Origin of the sequence: Kineococcus rhizosphaerae (genome assembly GCF_003002055.1) — a bacterium.
In the GTDB taxonomy this organism is placed as follows: domain Bacteria; phylum Actinomycetota; class Actinomycetes; order Actinomycetales; family Kineococcaceae; genus Kineococcus; species Kineococcus rhizosphaerae.
The window spans coordinates 144,562-161,657 of sequence record NZ_PVZF01000012.1 but is presented as its reverse complement, the minus strand read 5'-3'; the positions used below and the strand labels follow the sequence as shown (position 1 = coordinate 161,657).

17 protein-coding genes and 1 riboswitch are annotated in these 17,096 nt (G+C 73.8%); of the genes, 7 read left to right on the top strand and 10 right to left on the bottom strand.

The genetic code is table 11. The features are described 5' to 3' along the window. The first annotated feature begins 18 nt into the window (after window positions 1-18). Together CLV37_RS21165 and CLV37_RS21160 are read left to right on the top strand one after the other, a co-directional pair. Window positions 19-444, top strand: coding sequence for a hypothetical protein (locus tag CLV37_RS21165; RefSeq protein WP_106214160.1), 426 nt, complete (start codon window positions 19-21; stop codon window positions 442-444). Between the two features lie 65 nt (window positions 445-509). Then, entirely contained in the window at window positions 510-1,148 is a 639-nt protein-coding gene (locus CLV37_RS21160) for a hypothetical protein (RefSeq protein ID WP_106214158.1), read from the top strand. A 139-nt stretch (window positions 1,149-1,287) separates the two neighbouring features. Here the strand turns inward: CLV37_RS21160 and efeB are convergent, their stop codons facing one another. The 3 genes from efeB to efeU are packed head-to-tail and all read right to left on the bottom strand — an operon-like array spanning window position 1,288 to window position 4,589. After that, window positions 1,288-2,544, bottom strand: coding sequence for an iron uptake transporter deferrochelatase/peroxidase subunit (gene efeB / locus CLV37_RS21155; RefSeq protein ID WP_106214156.1), 1,257 nt, complete (start codon window positions 2,542-2,544; stop codon window positions 1,288-1,290). Window positions 2,545-2,563: 19 nt separating this feature from the next. Next, the gene (efeO, locus tag CLV37_RS21150) at window positions 2,564-3,733 is read right to left on the bottom strand and encodes an iron uptake system protein EfeO (protein ID WP_245885525.1); all 1,170 of its coding nucleotides are present in this window, start codon (window positions 3,731-3,733) and stop codon (window positions 2,564-2,566) included. Window positions 3,734-3,758: 25 nt separating this feature from the next. Continuing rightward, a complete protein-coding gene (gene efeU, locus CLV37_RS21145) occupies window positions 3,759-4,589 on the bottom strand; it encodes an iron uptake transporter permease EfeU (protein WP_106214154.1) in 831 nt (276 codons plus the stop codon). A gap of 213 nt (window positions 4,590-4,802) precedes the next feature. On the opposite strand from efeU, the gene ilvA reads away from it, so the two are divergent. Genes ilvA through CLV37_RS21130 form a run of 3 tightly spaced genes read left to right on the top strand, consistent with a single transcriptional unit; the run spans window position 4,803 to window position 6,935 of the window. Then, window positions 4,803-6,095, top strand: coding sequence for a threonine ammonia-lyase IlvA (gene ilvA, locus CLV37_RS21140; protein ID WP_106214152.1), 1,293 nt, complete (start codon window positions 4,803-4,805; stop codon window positions 6,093-6,095). 26 nt (window positions 6,096-6,121) lie between these two features. Further along, window positions 6,122-6,427: an antibiotic biosynthesis monooxygenase family protein gene (locus CLV37_RS21135; RefSeq protein WP_106214150.1), complete on the top strand. Its 306-nt coding sequence runs from the start codon at window positions 6,122-6,124 to the stop codon at window positions 6,425-6,427. A gap of 1 nt (window position 6,428) precedes the next feature. After that, window positions 6,429-6,935: an alpha/beta hydrolase gene (locus CLV37_RS21130; protein WP_106214148.1), complete on the top strand. Its 507-nt coding sequence runs from the start codon at window positions 6,429-6,431 to the stop codon at window positions 6,933-6,935. On the opposite strand, the gene CLV37_RS21125 is transcribed toward CLV37_RS21130, so the two are convergent. Next, entirely contained in the window at window positions 6,932-8,242 is a 1,311-nt protein-coding gene (locus tag CLV37_RS21125) for an LLM class flavin-dependent oxidoreductase (RefSeq protein WP_106214146.1), read from the bottom strand. The genes CLV37_RS21130 and CLV37_RS21125 overlap by 4 nt on opposite strands. Beyond that, on the bottom strand, window positions 8,242-9,555 hold the full coding sequence (locus CLV37_RS21120; RefSeq protein ID WP_106214144.1) for an O-acetylhomoserine aminocarboxypropyltransferase/cysteine synthase family protein: 1,314 nt from the start codon (window positions 9,553-9,555) through the stop codon (window positions 8,242-8,244). Before CLV37_RS21120 ends, CLV37_RS21125 begins: the two co-directional genes overlap by 1 nt. A gap of 128 nt (window positions 9,556-9,683) precedes the next feature. Beyond that, a riboswitch (SAM riboswitch) is annotated at window positions 9,684-9,772 on the bottom strand. A gap of 73 nt (window positions 9,773-9,845) precedes the next feature. Between CLV37_RS21120 and CLV37_RS21115 the strand changes: the two genes are divergently transcribed. After that, window positions 9,846-11,153 (top strand): NtaA/DmoA family FMN-dependent monooxygenase, encoded by a 1,308-nt coding sequence (locus tag CLV37_RS21115; RefSeq protein WP_211298834.1) that lies wholly within the window; start codon window positions 9,846-9,848, stop codon window positions 11,151-11,153. On the opposite strand, the gene CLV37_RS21110 is transcribed toward CLV37_RS21115, so the two are convergent. The 3 genes from CLV37_RS21110 to CLV37_RS21100 are packed head-to-tail and all read right to left on the bottom strand — an operon-like array spanning window position 11,144 to window position 13,971. Further along, window positions 11,144-12,604 (bottom strand): GGDEF domain-containing protein, encoded by a 1,461-nt coding sequence (locus CLV37_RS21110; protein ID WP_146149523.1) that lies wholly within the window; start codon window positions 12,602-12,604, stop codon window positions 11,144-11,146. The two genes, CLV37_RS21115 and CLV37_RS21110, sit on opposite strands and share 10 nt — an antisense overlap. A gap of 60 nt (window positions 12,605-12,664) precedes the next feature. Continuing rightward, entirely contained in the window at window positions 12,665-13,525 is an 861-nt protein-coding gene (locus tag CLV37_RS21105) for an LLM class F420-dependent oxidoreductase (protein ID WP_106214140.1), read from the bottom strand. 53 nt (window positions 13,526-13,578) lie between these two features. Then, window positions 13,579-13,971, bottom strand: a complete 393-nt coding sequence (locus tag CLV37_RS21100) for a DUF2256 and DUF3253 domain-containing protein (RefSeq protein WP_106214138.1) — start codon at window positions 13,969-13,971, stop codon at window positions 13,579-13,581. A gap of 126 nt (window positions 13,972-14,097) precedes the next feature. Here CLV37_RS21100 and CLV37_RS21095 point away from each other — a divergent pair, with 126 nt between their 5' ends. Beyond that, window positions 14,098-14,703, top strand: a complete 606-nt coding sequence (locus tag CLV37_RS21095; protein ID WP_106214136.1) for an NAD(P)H-dependent oxidoreductase — start codon at window positions 14,098-14,100, stop codon at window positions 14,701-14,703. 21 nt (window positions 14,704-14,724) lie between these two features. On the opposite strand, the gene CLV37_RS21090 is transcribed toward CLV37_RS21095, so the two are convergent. Together CLV37_RS21090 and ilvC are read right to left on the bottom strand one after the other, a co-directional pair. Beyond that, window positions 14,725-15,912 carry a S1C family serine protease gene (locus tag CLV37_RS21090; protein ID WP_106214134.1) on the bottom strand — a complete coding sequence of 396 codons (1,188 nt, stop codon included), beginning with the start codon at window positions 15,910-15,912 and terminating at the stop codon, window positions 14,725-14,727. A gap of 145 nt (window positions 15,913-16,057) precedes the next feature. Further along, on the bottom strand, window positions 16,058-17,086 hold the full coding sequence (ilvC, locus tag CLV37_RS21085; RefSeq protein WP_106214132.1) for a ketol-acid reductoisomerase: 1,029 nt from the start codon (window positions 17,084-17,086) through the stop codon (window positions 16,058-16,060). Between the last annotated feature and the right edge of the window lie 10 nt (window positions 17,087-17,096).

Here is a 17,096-nt window from a genome sequence, read left to right as displayed (position 1 = left end):
CCGCCGAGAGGACCCCGCGTGGACGACCAGCCCGCCCAGCCCGCGCCGCGCGCCGCCGTCGGCGAGATCTCCGAGGTCATCCGGCCCGCCGCCATCGTGCCCGAGGAGGCGGCCCGGTCCGTCCTCGTCGAGCTCGCCCTGCGCGACGTCCAGAACGGCGGGGTCTGGCAGGCCGGCCCCTCGCTGTGGAGCCGCTACGACCGCCCCTGGCACGGCCCCGACAACGCCGCCGGCGCGGAGCTGATCGGCCGCATCCACGTCGCCTACGGCACGCCGACCAAGTACGAGATCACGATCTACCGCGTGACGGTGACCCTGTTCGGCAGCCAGCTCGGCTGGAGCGTGGAGTCGTTGTGCGACGAGGCCCTCGGCCACGGCGGGCTGCGTCTGAAGGACTGTCCCCGCGCGACCCTGGCCGCTCCCCCGCCGCCCTTCCGGGGCTGAGCCACCCCCGCGCACCCGCACCGTCCGCCGCGTGGCGCACGGGCCCGGGTGGCACCATCGAGCCCGTGCCCGACCCCGCCACGCCCCGCAGGCACCACCACCGGCCCGCGCTGCCCGGCGACGAGGCGATCGTCGCCCTGTCCGGCGGCGTCGACCCCTCCGCCGTCCAGGAGGCCGCGCACGCCGCGGCCAGCGCCCTCGTGCACGGCGCCCGCAGCGCGCAGGACGCCGAGGTCACCCGGCGCGTCGTGCGCCTGGCCCAGGACGAGGGCCTGGAGGTCATCGCCGACCTGTGGGCCGACGCCCCCGCGGACTCCCTGGCCGGGGCCCTGTGGCGGCTCTACGTCCTGCGCACGTGGGTGGTGCGCCAGCCGGTGGCCGTCTCCCGCCTGTACTCCGACGGCCGGCGGCACGCGCCCGTCCTCGAGGTCGTCGCCGGGGTCGCGGACCCGCCCGGGCCGGAGGAGGTCGTCGCCGTCGTCGACGCCGTCCTGCGGGGGGTGGCCGAGGGCGACTTCGCCGTGACGCTGGAGCGGGCCGCGGCGTTCTGCCGGGTCCTGGCCATCGGCCGGGCCCACCACGCCGACTCCCCCGTCGAGGAGGACGCCGGCACCGCGCTGACCCGTTCGGCCGCCCGCCTCGTCCGCACGGCCGAGCAGCTCGAGCACGTCGCCCACCGCTGGCGCGCGGGCGAACTGGGCTGACCCCCCGCCCACCGGGGTGGGCTCGGGAGCCGGACGAAGTTACAATGGTCGTGCGCCGGGCCGTGGTAGCCCCGGGTCCCATTTTGAAGCCGCTACGAGCGGCCGTGCGCCGTGAGGCGCTTCCCGGTCCGGCGCACCTTCAGCCGAACAACCCCTCGCCCCAGGCCCCGCCGGACGCGGTCCCCGGCGGGCAGGCGAAGATCCCCGACCCGGTGTGCTTGAGGTACTCGGTCAGCGCGTCCTGCGAGCCCAGCTTGCGCTGCAGCGGGACGAACTGGTGGGCCGGGTCGTTGCCGAAGACGATGAAGAACAGCCCGGCGTCGAGCTGTCCCGTCGCACCGTCGAGGCCGTCGGTGTAGGAGTAGCCCCGGCGCAGCAGCTTCACCCCGCCGTTGCTCTGCGGGGCCGCCAGCCGGACGTGGGCGGCGACGTCGATCGCCGGCTTCCCGTGCGCCGTCGTCTTCGCCAGGTCCAGGGCGTCGAACTCGTGCGTCCCGGACAGCGGCGCCCCGGACTCCTTGGCGCGGCCGATGACGCGTTCCTGCTCCCCCAGCGAGGCGCGGTCCCAGGCTTCGATCAGCATCCGGATCCGGCGCGCCACGAGGTACGTGCCACCCCGCATCCACTCCTGGTCGACGGCCGGCGCCCCCTGCCCGCCGACCCAGACGTGCCGGTCGAGGTCCGAGGTGTCCTCGGCCTTCAGGTTCGCCGTGCCGTCCCTGAAGCCCATGAGGTTGCGCGGGGTGGACTGCGCCGACGACGTCGTCGAGGTGCGCCCGAAGCCGAGCTGCATCCACCGCACGCGCACGACGCCGCGGCCGATGCGCACGAGGTTGCGCACGGCGTGGAAGGCGACCTGCGGGTCGTCGGCGCAGGCCTGCAGGCACAGGTCGCCGCCGACCTTAGTGGGGTCCAGCTGCTCGCCGGGCAGCGGCGGCAGCTCCTCCAGGGCCGCGGGCCGGCGGTCGGCGAGGCCGAAGCGGGAGTCGAACAGGGACGGGCCGTACCCGAGGGTCACGGTGAGGTTGGCCGCGGGCAGCTCGTGCGCCTCGCCGGTGTCCTGCGGCGGCTCCTCGGCGGCGCCGCCCAGCCCACCGGGGCCCCCCACCGGGGTCCCGGTCGCCATGGTCGCCGCGGCGGCGCTCCACCGCTGCAGGACGTCGGCGAGCTCCCCGGCGCGCGACGTCGTGACGTCGAGCGCGGCGAAGACGAGCGAGTCCTGCTGGGGGGTGGTGATGCCCGCCTGCCGCGCGCCGTGGAAGGCGACGGTGCGGCTGGCGGCGGTGGCCTGCCCGGGGCGCGCGGCGACGGCCGTCAGGCCCGCGCCGACCCCGGCGGCACCGGCCACCGCGGCGCCCGTCAGGACACCGCGGCGGGAGGGACGGAAGGTGCTCACCGCAGGATCGTCTCCCGGCTCAGGACTGGCTCGCCGCGCCGACGACCTTGCCGGAGACCTGCGAGAGCGGTTCGGCCAGGGCGTCGACGGCCGAGGCCAGGTCCTTGACCTGGTCGGGCGTCAGCTGGGTGTAGAGGGCGTAGGAGTCGCCCTGCCGGTAGGGCGCCAGCGCGGTCGTGACGTCCTCGAAGCGGCCCTGGATCGTCGTCACCAGATCGGGGTCGGTCACCTGCAAGGCCGGGGTCAGCAGGTCGAAGGCCTTCTGCGACCCCTCGACGTTGGCGGCGAAGTCCAGGAGGTCGAGGTGGGAGTAGGCCTCCTCCTCGCCCGTGACCTTGGACTTGGCGACCTCGTCGAGCAGCCCGGAGGCGCCGTTGGCCAGGTCGGCGGGCTGGTACGTCGTGGTCTGCACCAGGGTGTCCAGCTGCGCGACGTCGGCGACGAGCTGCTGCGCGACGGGCGCCATCCCCTCGGTCGACCCCTTCTCCCACAGCGCCTGCTCGATCCGGTGGAAACCGGTCCAGGTGGCGGGGTCGGCGACGTCGGCGATGCGGACGTCGATGCGCGGGTCGAGGTCGCCGAAGCTCTCGGCGACGGGTTCGATGCGCTCGTAGGGGGTGCGGGCCGGGCCGTAGAGGGCCTTGGCCTTCTCCACGTCACCGGCCTCGACGGCGGCGGCGAAGGCGCCGGTGGCGGTGACGAGGTCGGCGACCTGCCCCTCGACGTAGTCCTGGTAGCCCTGGGTCGCCGCGGCGAACAGCGGGTCCTCGGTGCCGGCGGTGCTGCCGGCGGTGGCGCCGGTGACGGTGAACGCCGAGGTCGGCGTCGTGGCGTTGGGGCACTGGACGGTGTAGTCGCCCGCCTCGAGGGTGAGGGAGAACTTCCCGGTCAGCCCCGGCGTGAGGTTCTCGCGCTCGCCGACGATGCGGCCGCCGGAGTTCACCAGCTCGCCCTCGGTCACGGCGCTCGCGCCGGAGTTCACGATCTCGAACGAGGCGGGTCCGGCGGCGATGGAGTTCGGCTCCGCGGTGCAGCCGTCGTCGGTGAGGGTGATCCTGACGGTGCCGGCTGCCCCGGCGGTGTTCCCGGCGGCGCCCCCGGCGGCGCTGTCGGTGCCGCCGCCGCACGCGGTGAGCAGCAGGAGCGGGCTCGCGGCCAGCGCGAGGACGAGACGGGGCTTGACGATCACTGCGGGGTCCTCCGGGGACGGTGGTTCAGGCGGGGACGCGCTGCGGCGCGGGGCTCGTGGCGCGCGGGCGGAGCACGACGACGAGCATGGGGACGAGGTAGACGAGCCAGCCGGCGAGCTCGACGACGGTGGGCCGGGGCTGCCAGCCGAGGACCCCGGTGAACAGCGCCGAGCGCACGGTGCCGGGGGTGACGACCGCGGAGGCGTCGAGGGCGGTGGCCTGCCCGGCCAGCAGCCAGCCCGCCTCGTGGGCGGTGTGCGCGGCGCCCATGACGAGGCCGGCGGCGACGAGGACGAGCACGACGCCGGTGACGCGGAACAACCGCCCGAGGTTCAGCCGGACGCCGCCGCGGTAGATCAGGTACCCCAGGACGACGGCCAGCACGACCCCGAGGGAGGCGCCGATCGCGCCGTCGGCGCTGCTGCCGGATACCTGGTAGGTGGCGAGCAGGAAGACCGAGGTCTCCAGCCCCTCGCGCAGGACGGCGAGGAAGGCCATCGCCACCAGCGCCCAGGCCGACCCCCGGGCCAGCGCGCTCGAGGCCGACCGCTCCAGGTCGGTCCGCATCGTCCTGGCGTTGCGGGTGGTCCAGACGACCATCCAGGTGACCATGACGACGGCGACGAGGGCCAGGACGGTCTCGAGCTGCTCCTGCTGGCGCTGCGGCAGTGACTGCGTGGCCGCCTGCAGGGCGGCGGCGGCGCCGACGCACAGCACCACCGCGAGCAGGACGCCGGCGCTGACCCAGCGCAGCGCGCGCCGTTCGCCGCGCTGGACGAGGAAGGCCGAGACGATCCCGACGATGAGCGACGCCTCGAGGCCTTCACGCAGTCCGATGACGAACGTCGCGAGCACGGGGGCAACTCCTCTGGTCGGGGACCGGCACCCTCAGGTGAGGTGAGCCTGGCCGATGGTAGGCCCACCTCACCAGGGTCCGGGGACCGGGAACACCCCCTGTGGCACAGCTCACACCGACCCCCGGAACTCGGTACCGGGTCCCGCTGTGGAGGCTCCTGCGAGCGCCACCCGTGTTCGTCACGACGGCCGGGACCGGGCAGGATCCTCCCCATGTCGCTCGACGCCGCGTCGCCCGCCCACGCCTCCGTGCTGCCCACCGCTGACGACGTCGAGGCCGCCGCGATCCGCCTGGCGAAGGTCGTGGTCCGGACCCCGCTGGCGACCAACGCCCGCTGGTCGGCCGAGCTGGACGCCCACGTGCGGGTCAAGCGCGAGGACCTGCAGGCCGTGCGCTCGTACAAGCTGCGCGGCGCCTACAACCTCGTGGCCCAGCTCGACGCCGACCAGCGCGCCCGCGGGGTCGTGACGGCCAGCGCCGGCAACCACGCCCAGGGGCTGGCCTACGCGTGCGCCGCGCTGCGGGTGCGCGGTCGCATCTACGTCCCGCGCACCACCCCGCGGCAGAAGCGGGACCGGATCGCGGCGCTCGGGCAGGAGTTCGTCGAGACGATCGTGCTCGGCGACACCTACGACGACTCCGCCGCGGCGGCCGCCGAGGACGCGGCCCGCACCGGCGCCACGATGGTCCCGGCCTTCGACGACGCCCGGACGCTGACGGGCCAGGGCACGGTCGCGGTGGAGGTCGTCGAACAGCTCGCGGCGCTGGGCGAGGACCCGCCGGACGTCCTGGTCGTGCCCGTCGGCGGAGGCGGTCTGCTGGCCGGGACCCTGACGTGGGTGCGCGAGCGGCACCCGCAGGTCCGGGTCGTGGGGGTCGAACCCGAAGGCGCCGCCTCGATGGCCGCGGCCCTGGCGGCCGGGCACCCGGTCAAGCTGCCCGACCTCGACACGTTCGTCGACGGCGCCTCGGTGCGCCGGGTCGGGGACGTCACGCACGCGGTCGTCGCCCGGCAGCCGGTGGAGCTGGTGGCCGTCCCCGAGGGCGCCATCTGCGTGGAGATGCTGGCCATGTACCAGACCGACGGGATCATCGCCGAGCCGGCGGGCGCGCTGGCGACGGCGGCGCTGGCCGGGTACGTCCACGTCGAGCCGGGTCAGAGCGTCGTCGCGATCGTCTCCGGCGGCAACAACGACGTCTCGCGGTACGCCGAGATCATCGAGCGGGCGCTCGTGCACGAGGGCCGCAAGCACTACTTCCTCGTGGAGTTCCCGCAGGAGCCGGGGGCGCTGCGCCGCTTCCTCGACGAGGTCCTCGGCCCCGACGACGACGTCACGCTGTTCGAGTACGTCAAGCGCAGCAACCGGGAGTTCGGTCCGGCCCTGGTGGGCATCGAGATCCCCACGAAGGAGGACCTGCCGGGTCTGCTGGCGCGCATGGCGGCCGCACCGCCGTCGTTCGAGCGCATCTCCGCGGCCGAGCCGCTGTACCGCTACCTGCTCTGAACCGGCGCGTCTGGGAGGCTGGCCGCATGGCTGTCGTGAAGATCAACGCGATCGAGGTGCCGGACGGGTCCGGCCCCGAACTGGAACGCCGGTTCGCCCACCGGATGGGTGCGGTGGAGGGGACGCCCGGGTTCCTCGGGTTCGAACTGCTGCGCCCCGTCGCCGGGGAGACCCGGTACTTCGTCTACACCCGCTGGGAGACCGAGGAGGCCTACCAGGGCTGGGCGAACGGCGGCGCGCGCGACGCGCACGCGGGCGAACGGCAGCGGCCGGTGGCGACGGGCGCCTCGCTGCTGGAGTTCGAGGTCGTCCTGGGCGCCGACCCCGCCTGAGATGCGGATCGTCGAGGAGGGCCGCGCCCCGGGAGCCGCCGCACTGGTGCTCCCCGGGCGCGGCTACGACGCCGACCAGCCGGTGCTGCGGGCCGTGCGCGACGAGCTGGTCGCCGCCGGGCACCGGGTGCTGTCGGTGTTCTGGACCGAGGAACCCCCCACGCACGCGCAGGTGCCGGCGGTGGTGCGGTTCCTGCTGGACGACCTGCGCCCGTGCCTGCTCGTGGCGAAGTCCCTGACCACGCTGGCCCTGCCGGTGGCCGCCGACCGCGGGCTGCCGGGGATCTGGATCACCCCGCTGCTCGACGAGCCCGACGTGGGCCTGGCCGCCGCCCGCTCGAACCCGCGCACGCTGCTGGTCGGGGGCACCGCGGACCCGACGTGGAACCGGGTGCTGGCCCACGAGAGCGATCGCGAGGTGCTGGAGTTCGAGGGAGCGGACCACGCCCTCGAACGGGACGGCGTGGTCGAGACCCTGCGTGCCCGCGTGCGGGAGTTCCTGCTCTAGAACTCGAAGAGGTTGCCGCGCAGCCCGTTCCCGCCGTACCCCGAGCGCAGCACCCCGCGTCGGCGCAGGATGGGGACCAGGTCGTCGAGGAACCGGTGCAGCGTCACGGGGTGCAGGTCGCCGGACAGCAGGAAACCGTCGTTGTCCGCGTCCTCGCCGAACTCCTCGACGAGGTCGGCGAACTCCTGCGCCGTCCCGACCAGGCCGGTGCGGTCGGGCAGCCGACCCTTGCGGGCCTTGCGCGCCAGGAGTTCGCGCAGCGGCGCGTCCGGGGTGTCGCCGCGCAGGGCGCCGATGGTGCCCAGGGACACGTGGTCGCCGAACACCGCCGGGTCCAGCGGCCGGTCCAGCGGCAACCGCGTGAGGTCGGTCTCCAGATCGCTGGACCAGTGCAGCGCGACCTCGTGCAGGACCTCGTCGGAGGGGTGCCGGGACGCCTCGACGATCCGGTCGGCCTCCTGCGGGCTGCTCACGAGTTCGGGTTTGACGACGAACAGGACGCGCAGGTCGGCGGGTTTGCGGCCGGCCGCGGCGGCGGCGTCGAGCACCTTCGCCCGGTACGCGCGGACCTTCGCGACCTCCAGCGGCGCGAGGGCGAGCTGCACGTCCGAGCGCGACCCGGCGAAGGCCAGTCCACGGGCCGATCCCCCGGGGGAGACGAGGACCGGGTCACCGGCGGAGAACGGCAGCGCGTTGAGCGGGCCGTCGAGGCGGAAGTGCTCACCGCGGTGCGAGAAGGCGTCGATGCGGGTGCCGTCGGCGAACCGTCCCGTCACGGGGTCGGCGACGAGCGCCTCGGGGTCCCAGCTGTGCCAGAGCCGGCGGACGACGTCGATCCACTCCTCGGCCCGGTCGTAGGCCACGTCGTGCGCGACGGGTTCCAGGCCCACGTGCCGGGCGCTGCCGACGTCGGTGACGAGGTTGATCCCGAACCGGTTGCCGGACAGGTGCTGCAGCGTCGCGGCCTGCCGCGCGGCGAGGTACGGCGGGGTGATGCCGGCGTTGACCGTGGGGACGATCCCGACGTGCTGCGTGGCGGCGAACAGGTAGGGGGCCAGCAGCAGCGGGTCGTGCTTGGGACCGCCGTACGCCGCGCGGACCCGCAGGTCCAGGGTCTGCGGGTTCCCCAGCGAGATCGCGTCCTCGATCACGACCAGGTCGAGACCGGCCCGTTCGAGGTCGCGCACGGCGTGCGCGTACAGGTCCGGTCGCGTCCAGTCGTCGTTCCACGCCTGGTGGTCGCGACCCCAGCCCTGGGGGCCGAAACCGCGGGAGAAGAAGTACCCGAAGTGCTGCAGGCGTCCCATCAGGCCACCGCCCCCTGCTCGCTCCGGTGGGGTGCGCGCGAGGCGACGAGGGCCTGCTCGAGGTCGGCGAGCAGGTCGGCCGGTTCCTCCAGGCCGATCGACAAGCGCAGCAACCCCGGCCAGATGCCGGCGGCGAGCCGCTCGGGCTCCGTGCGGTGCGCGTGGGTCGTGCTGGCCGGGTGGATCACCAGCGACCGGACGTCGCCGACGTGGGTCATCCGGGTGAACAGTTCCACGGCGTCGACGAACCGCTGCGCCGCAGCGCGGCCGCCCTCCAGGGTCACCGAGAACACGGCACCGGCCCCGCGGGGCAGCAGCCGCCGGGCGACGTCGTGCGAGGGATGGTCGTCGAGGGCGGCGTGGTCGACGCTGACGACCTCGGGCCGCGCGCGCAGCCAGCGGGCCAGCTGCTCGGCCGTCTGCGTCTGGCGGGCCACGCGCAGCGACAGGGTCTCCAGCCCCTGCTGGACCAGGAACGCGTTGAACGGTGAGATCGTCGGGCCCAGGCGGGAGGCGACGACACCGCGGGTGTGCTCGACGTAGGCCCGCTGCGGGCCGTACCGCTGCACCCAGCTGACGCCCGCCAGCACGTTCGCGGGCTCGGTGAGGTGGCCGAACCCGGACCAGTCGAACCCGTCGCCGGTGACGATCGCGCCGCCCAGGGCGGCGCCGTGGCCGGCGAGGAACTTGCTGGCCGAGTGCACGACGACGTCGGCGCCGTGCTCCAGGGGCCGCAGCAGGTACGGGGTGGCGAAGGTGTTGTCCACGACGAGCGGGACGCCGTGCCGGTGCGCGACGGCCGCCACCGCGGGCAGGTCGAGCACGGTGTCCTTCGGGTTGGCGATCGACTCGGCGAAGAAGGCGCGGGTGGTCGGCCGGACGAGGCGTTCCCAGTCGGCGCTCTCCTCGACGAAGTCGACCTCGATGCCGAGCCGGCCGAAGTTGTCGAGGAAGAGCCCGCGCGAGCCCTCGTACAGGTCGGCGGCGGCCAGCAGGTGGTCCCCCGCCCCCAGGATCCCGAGCAGCGCCACCGTGATCGCGGCCTGGCCGGTGCCGACGAGGATCGCGTCGGTGCCGCCCTCCAGGACGGCGAGGCGGCGTTCGACGGCGGCCGACGTGGGGTTGCCGATGCGCGTGTAGACGTACCCGTCGTCCTCGCCGGCGAACCGGGCACGGGCGTGCTCGAAGTCGTCGAAGACGAACCCGGCGGTCAGGTGCACGGGCGTGACCCGCGCCCCGGTGACCGGGTCGGGTTCGGCGCCGGCGTGGACCTGCTGGGTGGCGAAGCTGTGGCGGTTGCGGACGTGCGTCATCGACGGGCCTTCCGGTGCAGTGACGGGGTGGGAGCGCGGGCGTTCAGGCCCGACAGCTCATCCCGGCGCTGCGCAGGAGGTCGACGACGAGACGGCGCGTCAACGGTTCGATCGGCACTGCGTTCCCTCTCCCATCGGTCCTGGCGGGAGCACCGACCCGGGTGGGCGGTTGCTGCGGCGTCGACGAGCCAGGTCTCTCGGCCGCTCTGGATGGCTCTTCCAGTGGACGGCACCGCAGCCATCGCTGTCAAGCGCTTCACACGATCTGCCGGCGGGTAGCGTGCGGCGTCGTGATCCTCACGGCCATGGTCTTCTACCCCGGCGGCGAACACCTCACGAGCTGGCGGCTGCCGGGGGGCCGCCCCGCCGACTACGTGACGTTCGAGTACTACGAGCACTTCGCCCGCACCGCCGAGCGCGCGGGTTTCGCAGCGCTGTTCTACGCCGACGAGCTGTACGTGTGGGACCGGTTCGCCTCCGGCGTCGAGCACGTCGCCAACGTCCGTCCCGAACCCTTCGGCCTGCTCGGGGCGCTGACCCGCAGCACCGAGCGGATCGGGCTGGTGGCGACCGTCTCGACCACGTACAACGAGCCGTTCCACACCGCGCGCCAGGTGGGGTCCCTGGACTTCCTCAGTTCCGGGCGGGCCGGGTGGAACCTCGTGACGTCGGCCAGCGACGAGGAGGCCCGCAACTTCGGGCTGGAGCGCAACCTCGACCACGCCGCGCGCTACCGCCGCGGGGCGGAGTTCGTGGAGGTCGTCACGGGGCTGTGGGACAGCTGGGACGACGGCGCGATCCGCCCCGACGTCGCCTCCGGTCGCTACGCCGACCCCGCCGGACTGCACGTGCTCGGTCACGAGGGCGAGTTCTTCCGCGTCCGCGGTCCGCTGAACCTGCCCCGCCCGCCCCAGGGCCGACCCGTCCTGTTCCAGGCGGGCTCGTCGGAGGACGGGCGGGCCCTGGCGGGCAGGTACGCCGAGGCCGTCTTCGTGCCCGGTTCCGCTCCGCTGCCCGGCGCGCAGCGGCTCTACGAGGACTACAAGCAGCGCGCGGTCGCGAACGGCCGCGCCCGCGAGCACCTCCTCGTCCTGCCGGCCCTGTCGCCCGTGCTGGGTGAGACGCCGGCCCGCGCTCTGGAGAAGCTCGAGGAGATCGAGGCGCTCACCCCCGACCGGCTCAGCCTCGACTGGCTCTCGCACCACCTGGGCGTCGACCTGTCCGACCGGCCGCTCGACGAGCGCTTCGAGTTCGACTTCACCGGCGGCTCCAACCAGGTGCAGACGGTGTTCGAGGGCGTCCGCAAGCTCATGGACCGCGAACGGTTCACCCTGCGCGAGCTGTACCGGACGATGCTGCGCCGCCGGTTCCTGCCCGGGACCCCCGAGCAGGTCGCGGACTGGATGACCGAACGGTTCACCCACGGCGCCGCCGACGGTTTCACCCTCGCGTTCTCCTCGTTGCCGGCGGGGCTGGAGGAGTTCGCCGAGACGGTGGTGCCGCTGCTCGTCGCCCGCGGGGTGCTGGCCGCGGAACTGCCCGCCGCGACGCTGCGCGAGAACCTCGGACTGCCGGTGCCGCCCAGCCGCTACCGCTGAACCGGGACGACCCCGGAGGTCCCCCCGGCCGCGACCTCGACGCGGTTGCGGCCCGCGGCCTTCGCGGCGTACAGGGCCGCGTCCGCGCGCCCGACGAGCGCCGTGACCGACTCGGCGCCGTCCCACTGCGCCACCCCCGCCGAGAACGTCTGCCCCAGCGGGGTGGCGCCGAGCAGCGCCCGCACGAGGTCCGCGGCGGCGCCGGCGCCGAGCCCGGTCGTGGCCACCAGGAACTCCTCCCCGCCCCAGCGGGCCAGGAACGCGGGCGAGTCCTCGAGCCGCTCCGTCCACGCCCGGGCCGCCTGCACGAGCAGCTCGTCCCCGGCCGGGTGGCCGAAGGAGTCGTTGAACCGCTTGAAGTGGTCCAGGTCGAGGATCGCGACGGCCAGCGGGACGCCGTCGAGGGCGCAGCGGTCGACGAGGCGGCCCAGTTCGGCGTCACCGCTGCGCCGGTTCGCGATCCCCGTGAGCCCGTCCGTGCGGGCCAGCGCGGTGAGCTGCTGCGCCTGCGTCTGGACCTGCTTGAGCAGCCCGTTCATGCGCAGCACCACGAGCAGGAACAGCGCGATGGAGCTCGCCCCGACCGACCACGGCTCCACCTCCCAGCCCAGGGCGCTCTGCAGGAGCAGGGTTCCCGGCGACAGCAGGCTCGCGCACGTCAGGGCCACCAGGCGGACCCGGGTGAAGGTCGCCGCGCTCGGGGCCGCGTCGGCCAGGCCGCGCATCGAGGGGTGCAGGGCCGCGGCCGCGAGCGCCGCGTAGGACCAGGACCAGCCGAGGTTCAGCAGGCCGCCGTGGTAGGTCCCGCTGAGGCTGACGACCTGGTAGGCGCTGTCGCTGGCGAGCATGAGGACGATGCCGACGGCGAGCCAGCGGAAGGACGGCGAGCGGCGGCCCGCGGTGGTCAGCAGCCGGGCGACGACGGCGAGCAGCAGGACGTCCCCGACGGGGTAGCTGGTGGCCACGACCCGGTTGAACACCGGGACGGTGCTGTCGGCCAGCGACGGCTGCATGAGGAAGACCCAGCTCAGCAGGCCCGCCCCGACGGTGACGATGGCGCTGTCGACGACCCCGTCGCGGTCGCCGCCCGCGGTGCGGCGGCGGGCGAGGAGCAGCAGCCCGGCCGCCAGCAGCGGGTAGGCGGCGAGGTAGAAGACGTCGGCCACGGACGGGAACGGGCTGACGTGCAGGACGTGGTCGAGCACGTTGTAGGTGATGTCGCCGAGGACCCAGGCGAGGACGCCGGCGGCCAGCAGCCACCAGGCGCCGGCGGCGCGGGGCCGGTTGCGGCGCACGCCGACGGCGATGAGGGCGGCGAACGCCAGGCCCAGGAGGGAGTTCAGGACCGCGCGCGCCGGGCCGTTGGGCAGCGCCACGTAGGCGGGCACGACGACGGCCGCCACCACCAGGTGGACCCGGTAGGCCCGGGCGCCGTCGTGTCGAAGAGCCATGTCCGGGGTGTCGTCACCGCCCACCCCGGACCTGACGGTCCCCCGCTCGTTCGGGCTAGTTCACAGTTCGGCCAGCCGCGGGACCACGGCGTTCCCGAACCGCTGCACGCTGCCGGGTTCGAAGTAGCCGCGGAACCCGCCGTGGACGTGGGTGACGCCGAGCGCGGCCCACGCCCGGCACTTCTCGACGAAGCCGTCGAGGTCGTCGGGGTCGGCGATGTCCATGACGGTCTTCTCGATGGTGTCGTAGTCGCGGCCGAGGTCCTCGCAGTGCTGCTTGAGCACGTCGAGCTTGCGCCCGACGTCGTCGCCGCCGAAGAGGTTGCAGGCGTCGCCGTACTGGGCGACGAGGCGCAGGGTCTTCTTCTCCCCGCCACCGCCGATGAGGATCGGCGGGTGCGGGCGGCGCAGCACCTGCGGGCTGTTGAGGGTGCGGCCGAGGGTGTAGTGCCGCCCGGTGAAGGGTTCCTCGGACTCCGACCACATCTGCTGCACGATCTGCAGCGTCTCCTCGAGCCGCTCGAACCGCTCGGCCGTGGGCGGGAACGGCAGGCCGAGCCCGGTGGCCTCCTGCTCGAACCAGGCCGCGCCGATGCCCAGCCAGGCCCGGCCGCCGGACAGGACGTCGAGGGTGGTGACCAGCTTGGCCAGGACACCCGGTTCGCGGTAGGTCACGGCGGTGACCCAGGCGAGGAGTTCGACGCGTTCGGTGCGCGCGGCGAGGAAGCCCAGGGTCGTGTAGGCCTCGAGCATGGCGCGCTCGGCGTCGCCGATGGGCGGGATCTGCCAGAGGTGGTCCATGACGCTGACGCTGCGGAAGCCGGACTCCTCGGCCTCCCCGACGACGCGGATCAGGTCCTCGCGCAAGGTGGCGGGGCCGCCGGGGTTGGTGAAGTCCGAGACGTGCAAGCCGATGTGCACAAGGTCCTCCGGGAGGTGTGCGGTCCAGGTCAGCGGCAACCTACGCCCGTGGCTCAGCGCAGGCGCACCCGGATCGGGCCCTTGGCCGTGGAGGGGTCGACGACCTTCCCGCCCTGGGTGATCTCGGCCTCCCCCGCCGCGACGAGCCGGCGGGCGGCCGAGCGGGCGGGTTCCATCAGCTCGCGCCAGTCCTCGCCCCCGACGGCGCGCGCGACCTCGCTGGGGCAGACCGTCTTCGACGCCCCGCGCTGGGTGAGCAGCCGGCGCAGCGTGTCCTCCAGGTCGGCGTCGACGCCGGCCGAGCTCTTGGCCCGGCGCCGGCAGGCGTCGGAGCAGTACCTGACCTGGTCCCAGTCCCGTTCCCACTTCTTGCGCCAGGTGATGGTGCGTCCGCAGACCGCGCAGTCCTTGGTCGGCAGCTCCCCGCGGGTCCGCTGTGCAGGCACGTCGCTCCTCCCCTGCGTCGGTCCGTCCGGCGGTCACCGTGCCACGCCGACGGTGCGCCGGCGACCGGAGAGCGCTAGGTTGAGCCCAGTAAGTTGCACTTTCAACGACCGAGAGGCAGGTTCCCCGTGAGCGACGTCAAGCTCGCCATCGTCTACTACTCCGCCACCGGCACCGTGCGGGCCATGGCCGAGCGCCTGGCCGCCACCGCGGAGGCGGCCGGCGCCGAGGTGCGGCTGCGCCAGGTCGAGCGTCAGGCCACCGGCGGCGAGAAGGCGGCCACGGACGAGCAGGCCGCCGAGGCCGAGGCGGCGAAGGGCGCCCCCGGCGTCAGCGCCGACGACGTCGTGTGGGCCGACGCCGTCCTGTTCGGCTCCCCCACCCGCTACGGCAACATCGCCGGGCAGCTGAAGATCTTCATCGACTCCCTCGGCCCGCAGTGGGCGCAGGGCCAGCTGGCCGACAAGGTGTACGCGGGGTTCACCTCCTCCCAGACCGCCCACGGCGGCCAGGAGACCACCCTCCTCGCGCTCTACAACACGATCTACCACTTCGGTGGGATCATCGTGCCCCCCGGCTACACCGACGGCTCGAAGTTCGTCGACGGCAACCCCTACGGCGTCAGCCACGTCACCGGCGGCGGCAACGACATCCCCCTGGGCGACGTCGAGTTCACCGCCCTGGACCACATGGTCCAGCGCGTCATCGGCATCGCCGGCAAGCTCAAGGGCTGAGGCACCGGCCGAGCACCGCTCTCAGGCGCACGGCGTGGACCCCTCCCCGTCGTGCGCCCGGGACGCCTCGACGAGCCACAACCCGTGGTGCTGGACCAGCGTGTAGTCGAGGGACCAGGAGGTGCAGGTCTCGTCGGGTCGTCCCGCCGGTCCCTGGCCGGGGTCCTGCTCGCTGGTGAACGTCAGCCAGACGACGACCCGGTCACCGACCTGCTGGGCCGAACCGACCTCGAACCCGGAATCCTGAGAGCTGGCGACCTGGTCGGCGAACTCCTCGGCGGTCTCGTCCTTGACGGTCTGGGCGACGGCCGTGGGGAAGTCGCCCACGTTGACGGCGCGGAAGTACACGCCCAGCGTCGCGAGCGCCTGCTGGACGGGGTCGGTGGGCAGGGCGTCGGCGGCGACGGGGTTGCCGTCGAGGTCGATGGTGGCGGTGCAGTCCTGGTAGGTCGTGGGCTCGGGGTCCTCGCCCCAGGCCTCGACGAGGGGTTGCGCGGTGCCGCTGGAGACGGCCAGGCGGCCGCCCTGCTCGCCGTCGGGCACGGCGTCGAAGACGCCGACGACTCCCCCGTCGGCGCGGATCACCGGGCCCCCGCTGTCGCCGTGGGTGGCCGCCGCGTCGAGCTCGAGCAGGTCGTGCCGGGCGATGCCCTCGATGACGGCCTTGCGCCCCAGCGCGTTCACGGTGCCGGTGTGCAGCGTGATGGGGTCCCCCTCGGGGTACCCGATGGTCGCCACGGCGTCCCCGACGCGCGGTTCGGTGCCCGAGAACGCGAGCACGGCCCCCGACAGCGGCGTCGCGGTGCGCACGAGCGCCACGTCGGTCTCCTCGTCGATGCCGACGACGGTGCCCGCGGTGGCCTGCGTGCCCTGGATGACCTCGACGACCTGGCCGCCGGAGACGACGTGCGCCGCGGTGACGAGGAGCGTGTCGGAGATCGCGAACCCCGAGCCCACCGCGGCCCCGTCGCAGCCGGTGACCTCCAGGCGCACGACGCCGGACTTCACGTCCTCGAAGGCGGACTGCAGCGTGGCGACCTGCGGGGTGGGCGTCGCGACGGCCGTGGCGCTCGCGGTACCGGTCGCAGGACTCGCGGGGGTCGCGGTCGTGGTGACGGTCACCGTCGCCGGGGCGGCCGGGGTGCGCCCGAACGAGCACCCCGTCACCAGCAGGAGGATCGGGACCGCCCACGCCGCACCGCGTCTCATGCGCGGATGCTAGCGGGGGCAGCGGCGCCAGACGTGGGGGTTCACGCTCCTGCCCGCCAGAACACCCGTGGGGCGCAGCGGCGGGTGCGCCCGGGAACGACGGAACCCCCGCCCCGGCGCACCGGGACGGGGGTTCCGTGACGGGTCAGCGGGCGGCGGAGCCCTCGACGTAGTCGCTGTCGTCCGACTTCACCCACGCCATGAGCTTGCGCAGCTCACGGCCGGTGGCCTCGATCGGGTGCTGCTCGGCCTTGGCGCGCAGCTCCTTGAACTTGGGCGCGCCGGCGTCCTGGTCCTCGATGAAGTTGCGGGCGAAGGTGCCGTCCTGGATGTCCTTGAGGACGTCCTTCATGCGCTCCTTGACCGAGGCGTCGATGACGCGCGGGCCGGAGATGTAGTCGCCCCACTCGGCGGTGTCGGAGACCGACCAGCGCTGCTTGGCGATGCCGCCCTCGTACATGAGGTCGACGATCAGCTTCAGCTCGTGCAGGCACTCGAAGTAGGCGACCTCGGGCTGGTACCCGGCCTCGGTGAGGACCTCGAAACCGGTCTGGACGAGGGCGGAGGCGCCACCGCACAGGACGGCCTGCTCACCGAACAGGTCGGTCTCGGTCTCCTCGGTGAACGTGGTCTTGATGCCGCCCGCGCGCAGGCCGCCGATGGCCTTGGCGTAGGCCAGGGCGAGCGCCCAGGCGTTGCCGGTCGCGTCCTGCTCGACGGCGACGATCACGGGGACGCCGCGGCCGTCGACGTACTCGCGGCGCACGAGGTGACCGGGGCCCTTGGGGGCGACCATGACGACGTCGACGTCGGCCGGGGGCTTGATGTAGCCGAAGCGGATGTTGAAGCCGTGGCTGAAGAACAGCGCCTTGCCGGCGGTCAGGTTCGGCTCGATCGCCTCGGCGTACAGGCCGCGCTGCAGGTGGTCCGGCACGAGGATCATGATCACGTCGGCGGCCTTGGCGGCCTCGAACGGCGTGGCGACGGTCAGGCCCTGCTCCTCGGCCTTGGCGCGGCTCTTCGAGCCCTCCTTGAGGCCGACGACGACGTCGACACCGGAGTCGCGCAGCGACAGCGCGTGGGCGTGGCCCTGGCTGCCGAAGCCGATGACGGCCACCTTCTTGCCGGTGATCTGGGACAGGTCGGCGTCGTCGTCGTAGAACATCTCGGCCACGTGGGGTTCT

Bases quoted from the DNA above. Each gene is read 5' to 3' on its own strand.
- ilvA (WP_106214152.1), top strand. From the start codon at position 4,803: ATGTCGCTCGACGCCGCGTCGCCCGCCCACGCCTCCGTGCTGCCCACC.
- CLV37_RS21135 (WP_106214150.1), top strand. From the start codon at position 6,122: ATGGCTGTCGTGAAGATCAACGCGATCGAGGTGCCGGACGGGTCCGGC.
- CLV37_RS21130 (WP_106214148.1), top strand. From the start codon at position 6,429: ATGCGGATCGTCGAGGAGGGCCGCGCCCCGGGAGCCGCCGCACTGGTG.
- CLV37_RS21125 (WP_106214146.1), bottom strand. From the start codon at position 8,242: ATGGGACGCCTGCAGCACTTCGGGTACTTCTTCTCCCGCGGTTTCGGC.
- CLV37_RS21120 (WP_106214144.1), bottom strand. From the start codon at position 9,555: ATGACGCACGTCCGCAACCGCCACAGCTTCGCCACCCAGCAGGTCCAC.
- CLV37_RS21110 (WP_146149523.1), bottom strand. From the start codon at position 12,604: ATGGCTCTTCGACACGACGGCGCCCGGGCCTACCGGGTCCACCTGGTG.
- CLV37_RS21090 (WP_106214134.1), bottom strand. From the start codon at position 15,912: ATGAGACGCGGTGCGGCGTGGGCGGTCCCGATCCTCCTGCTGGTGACG.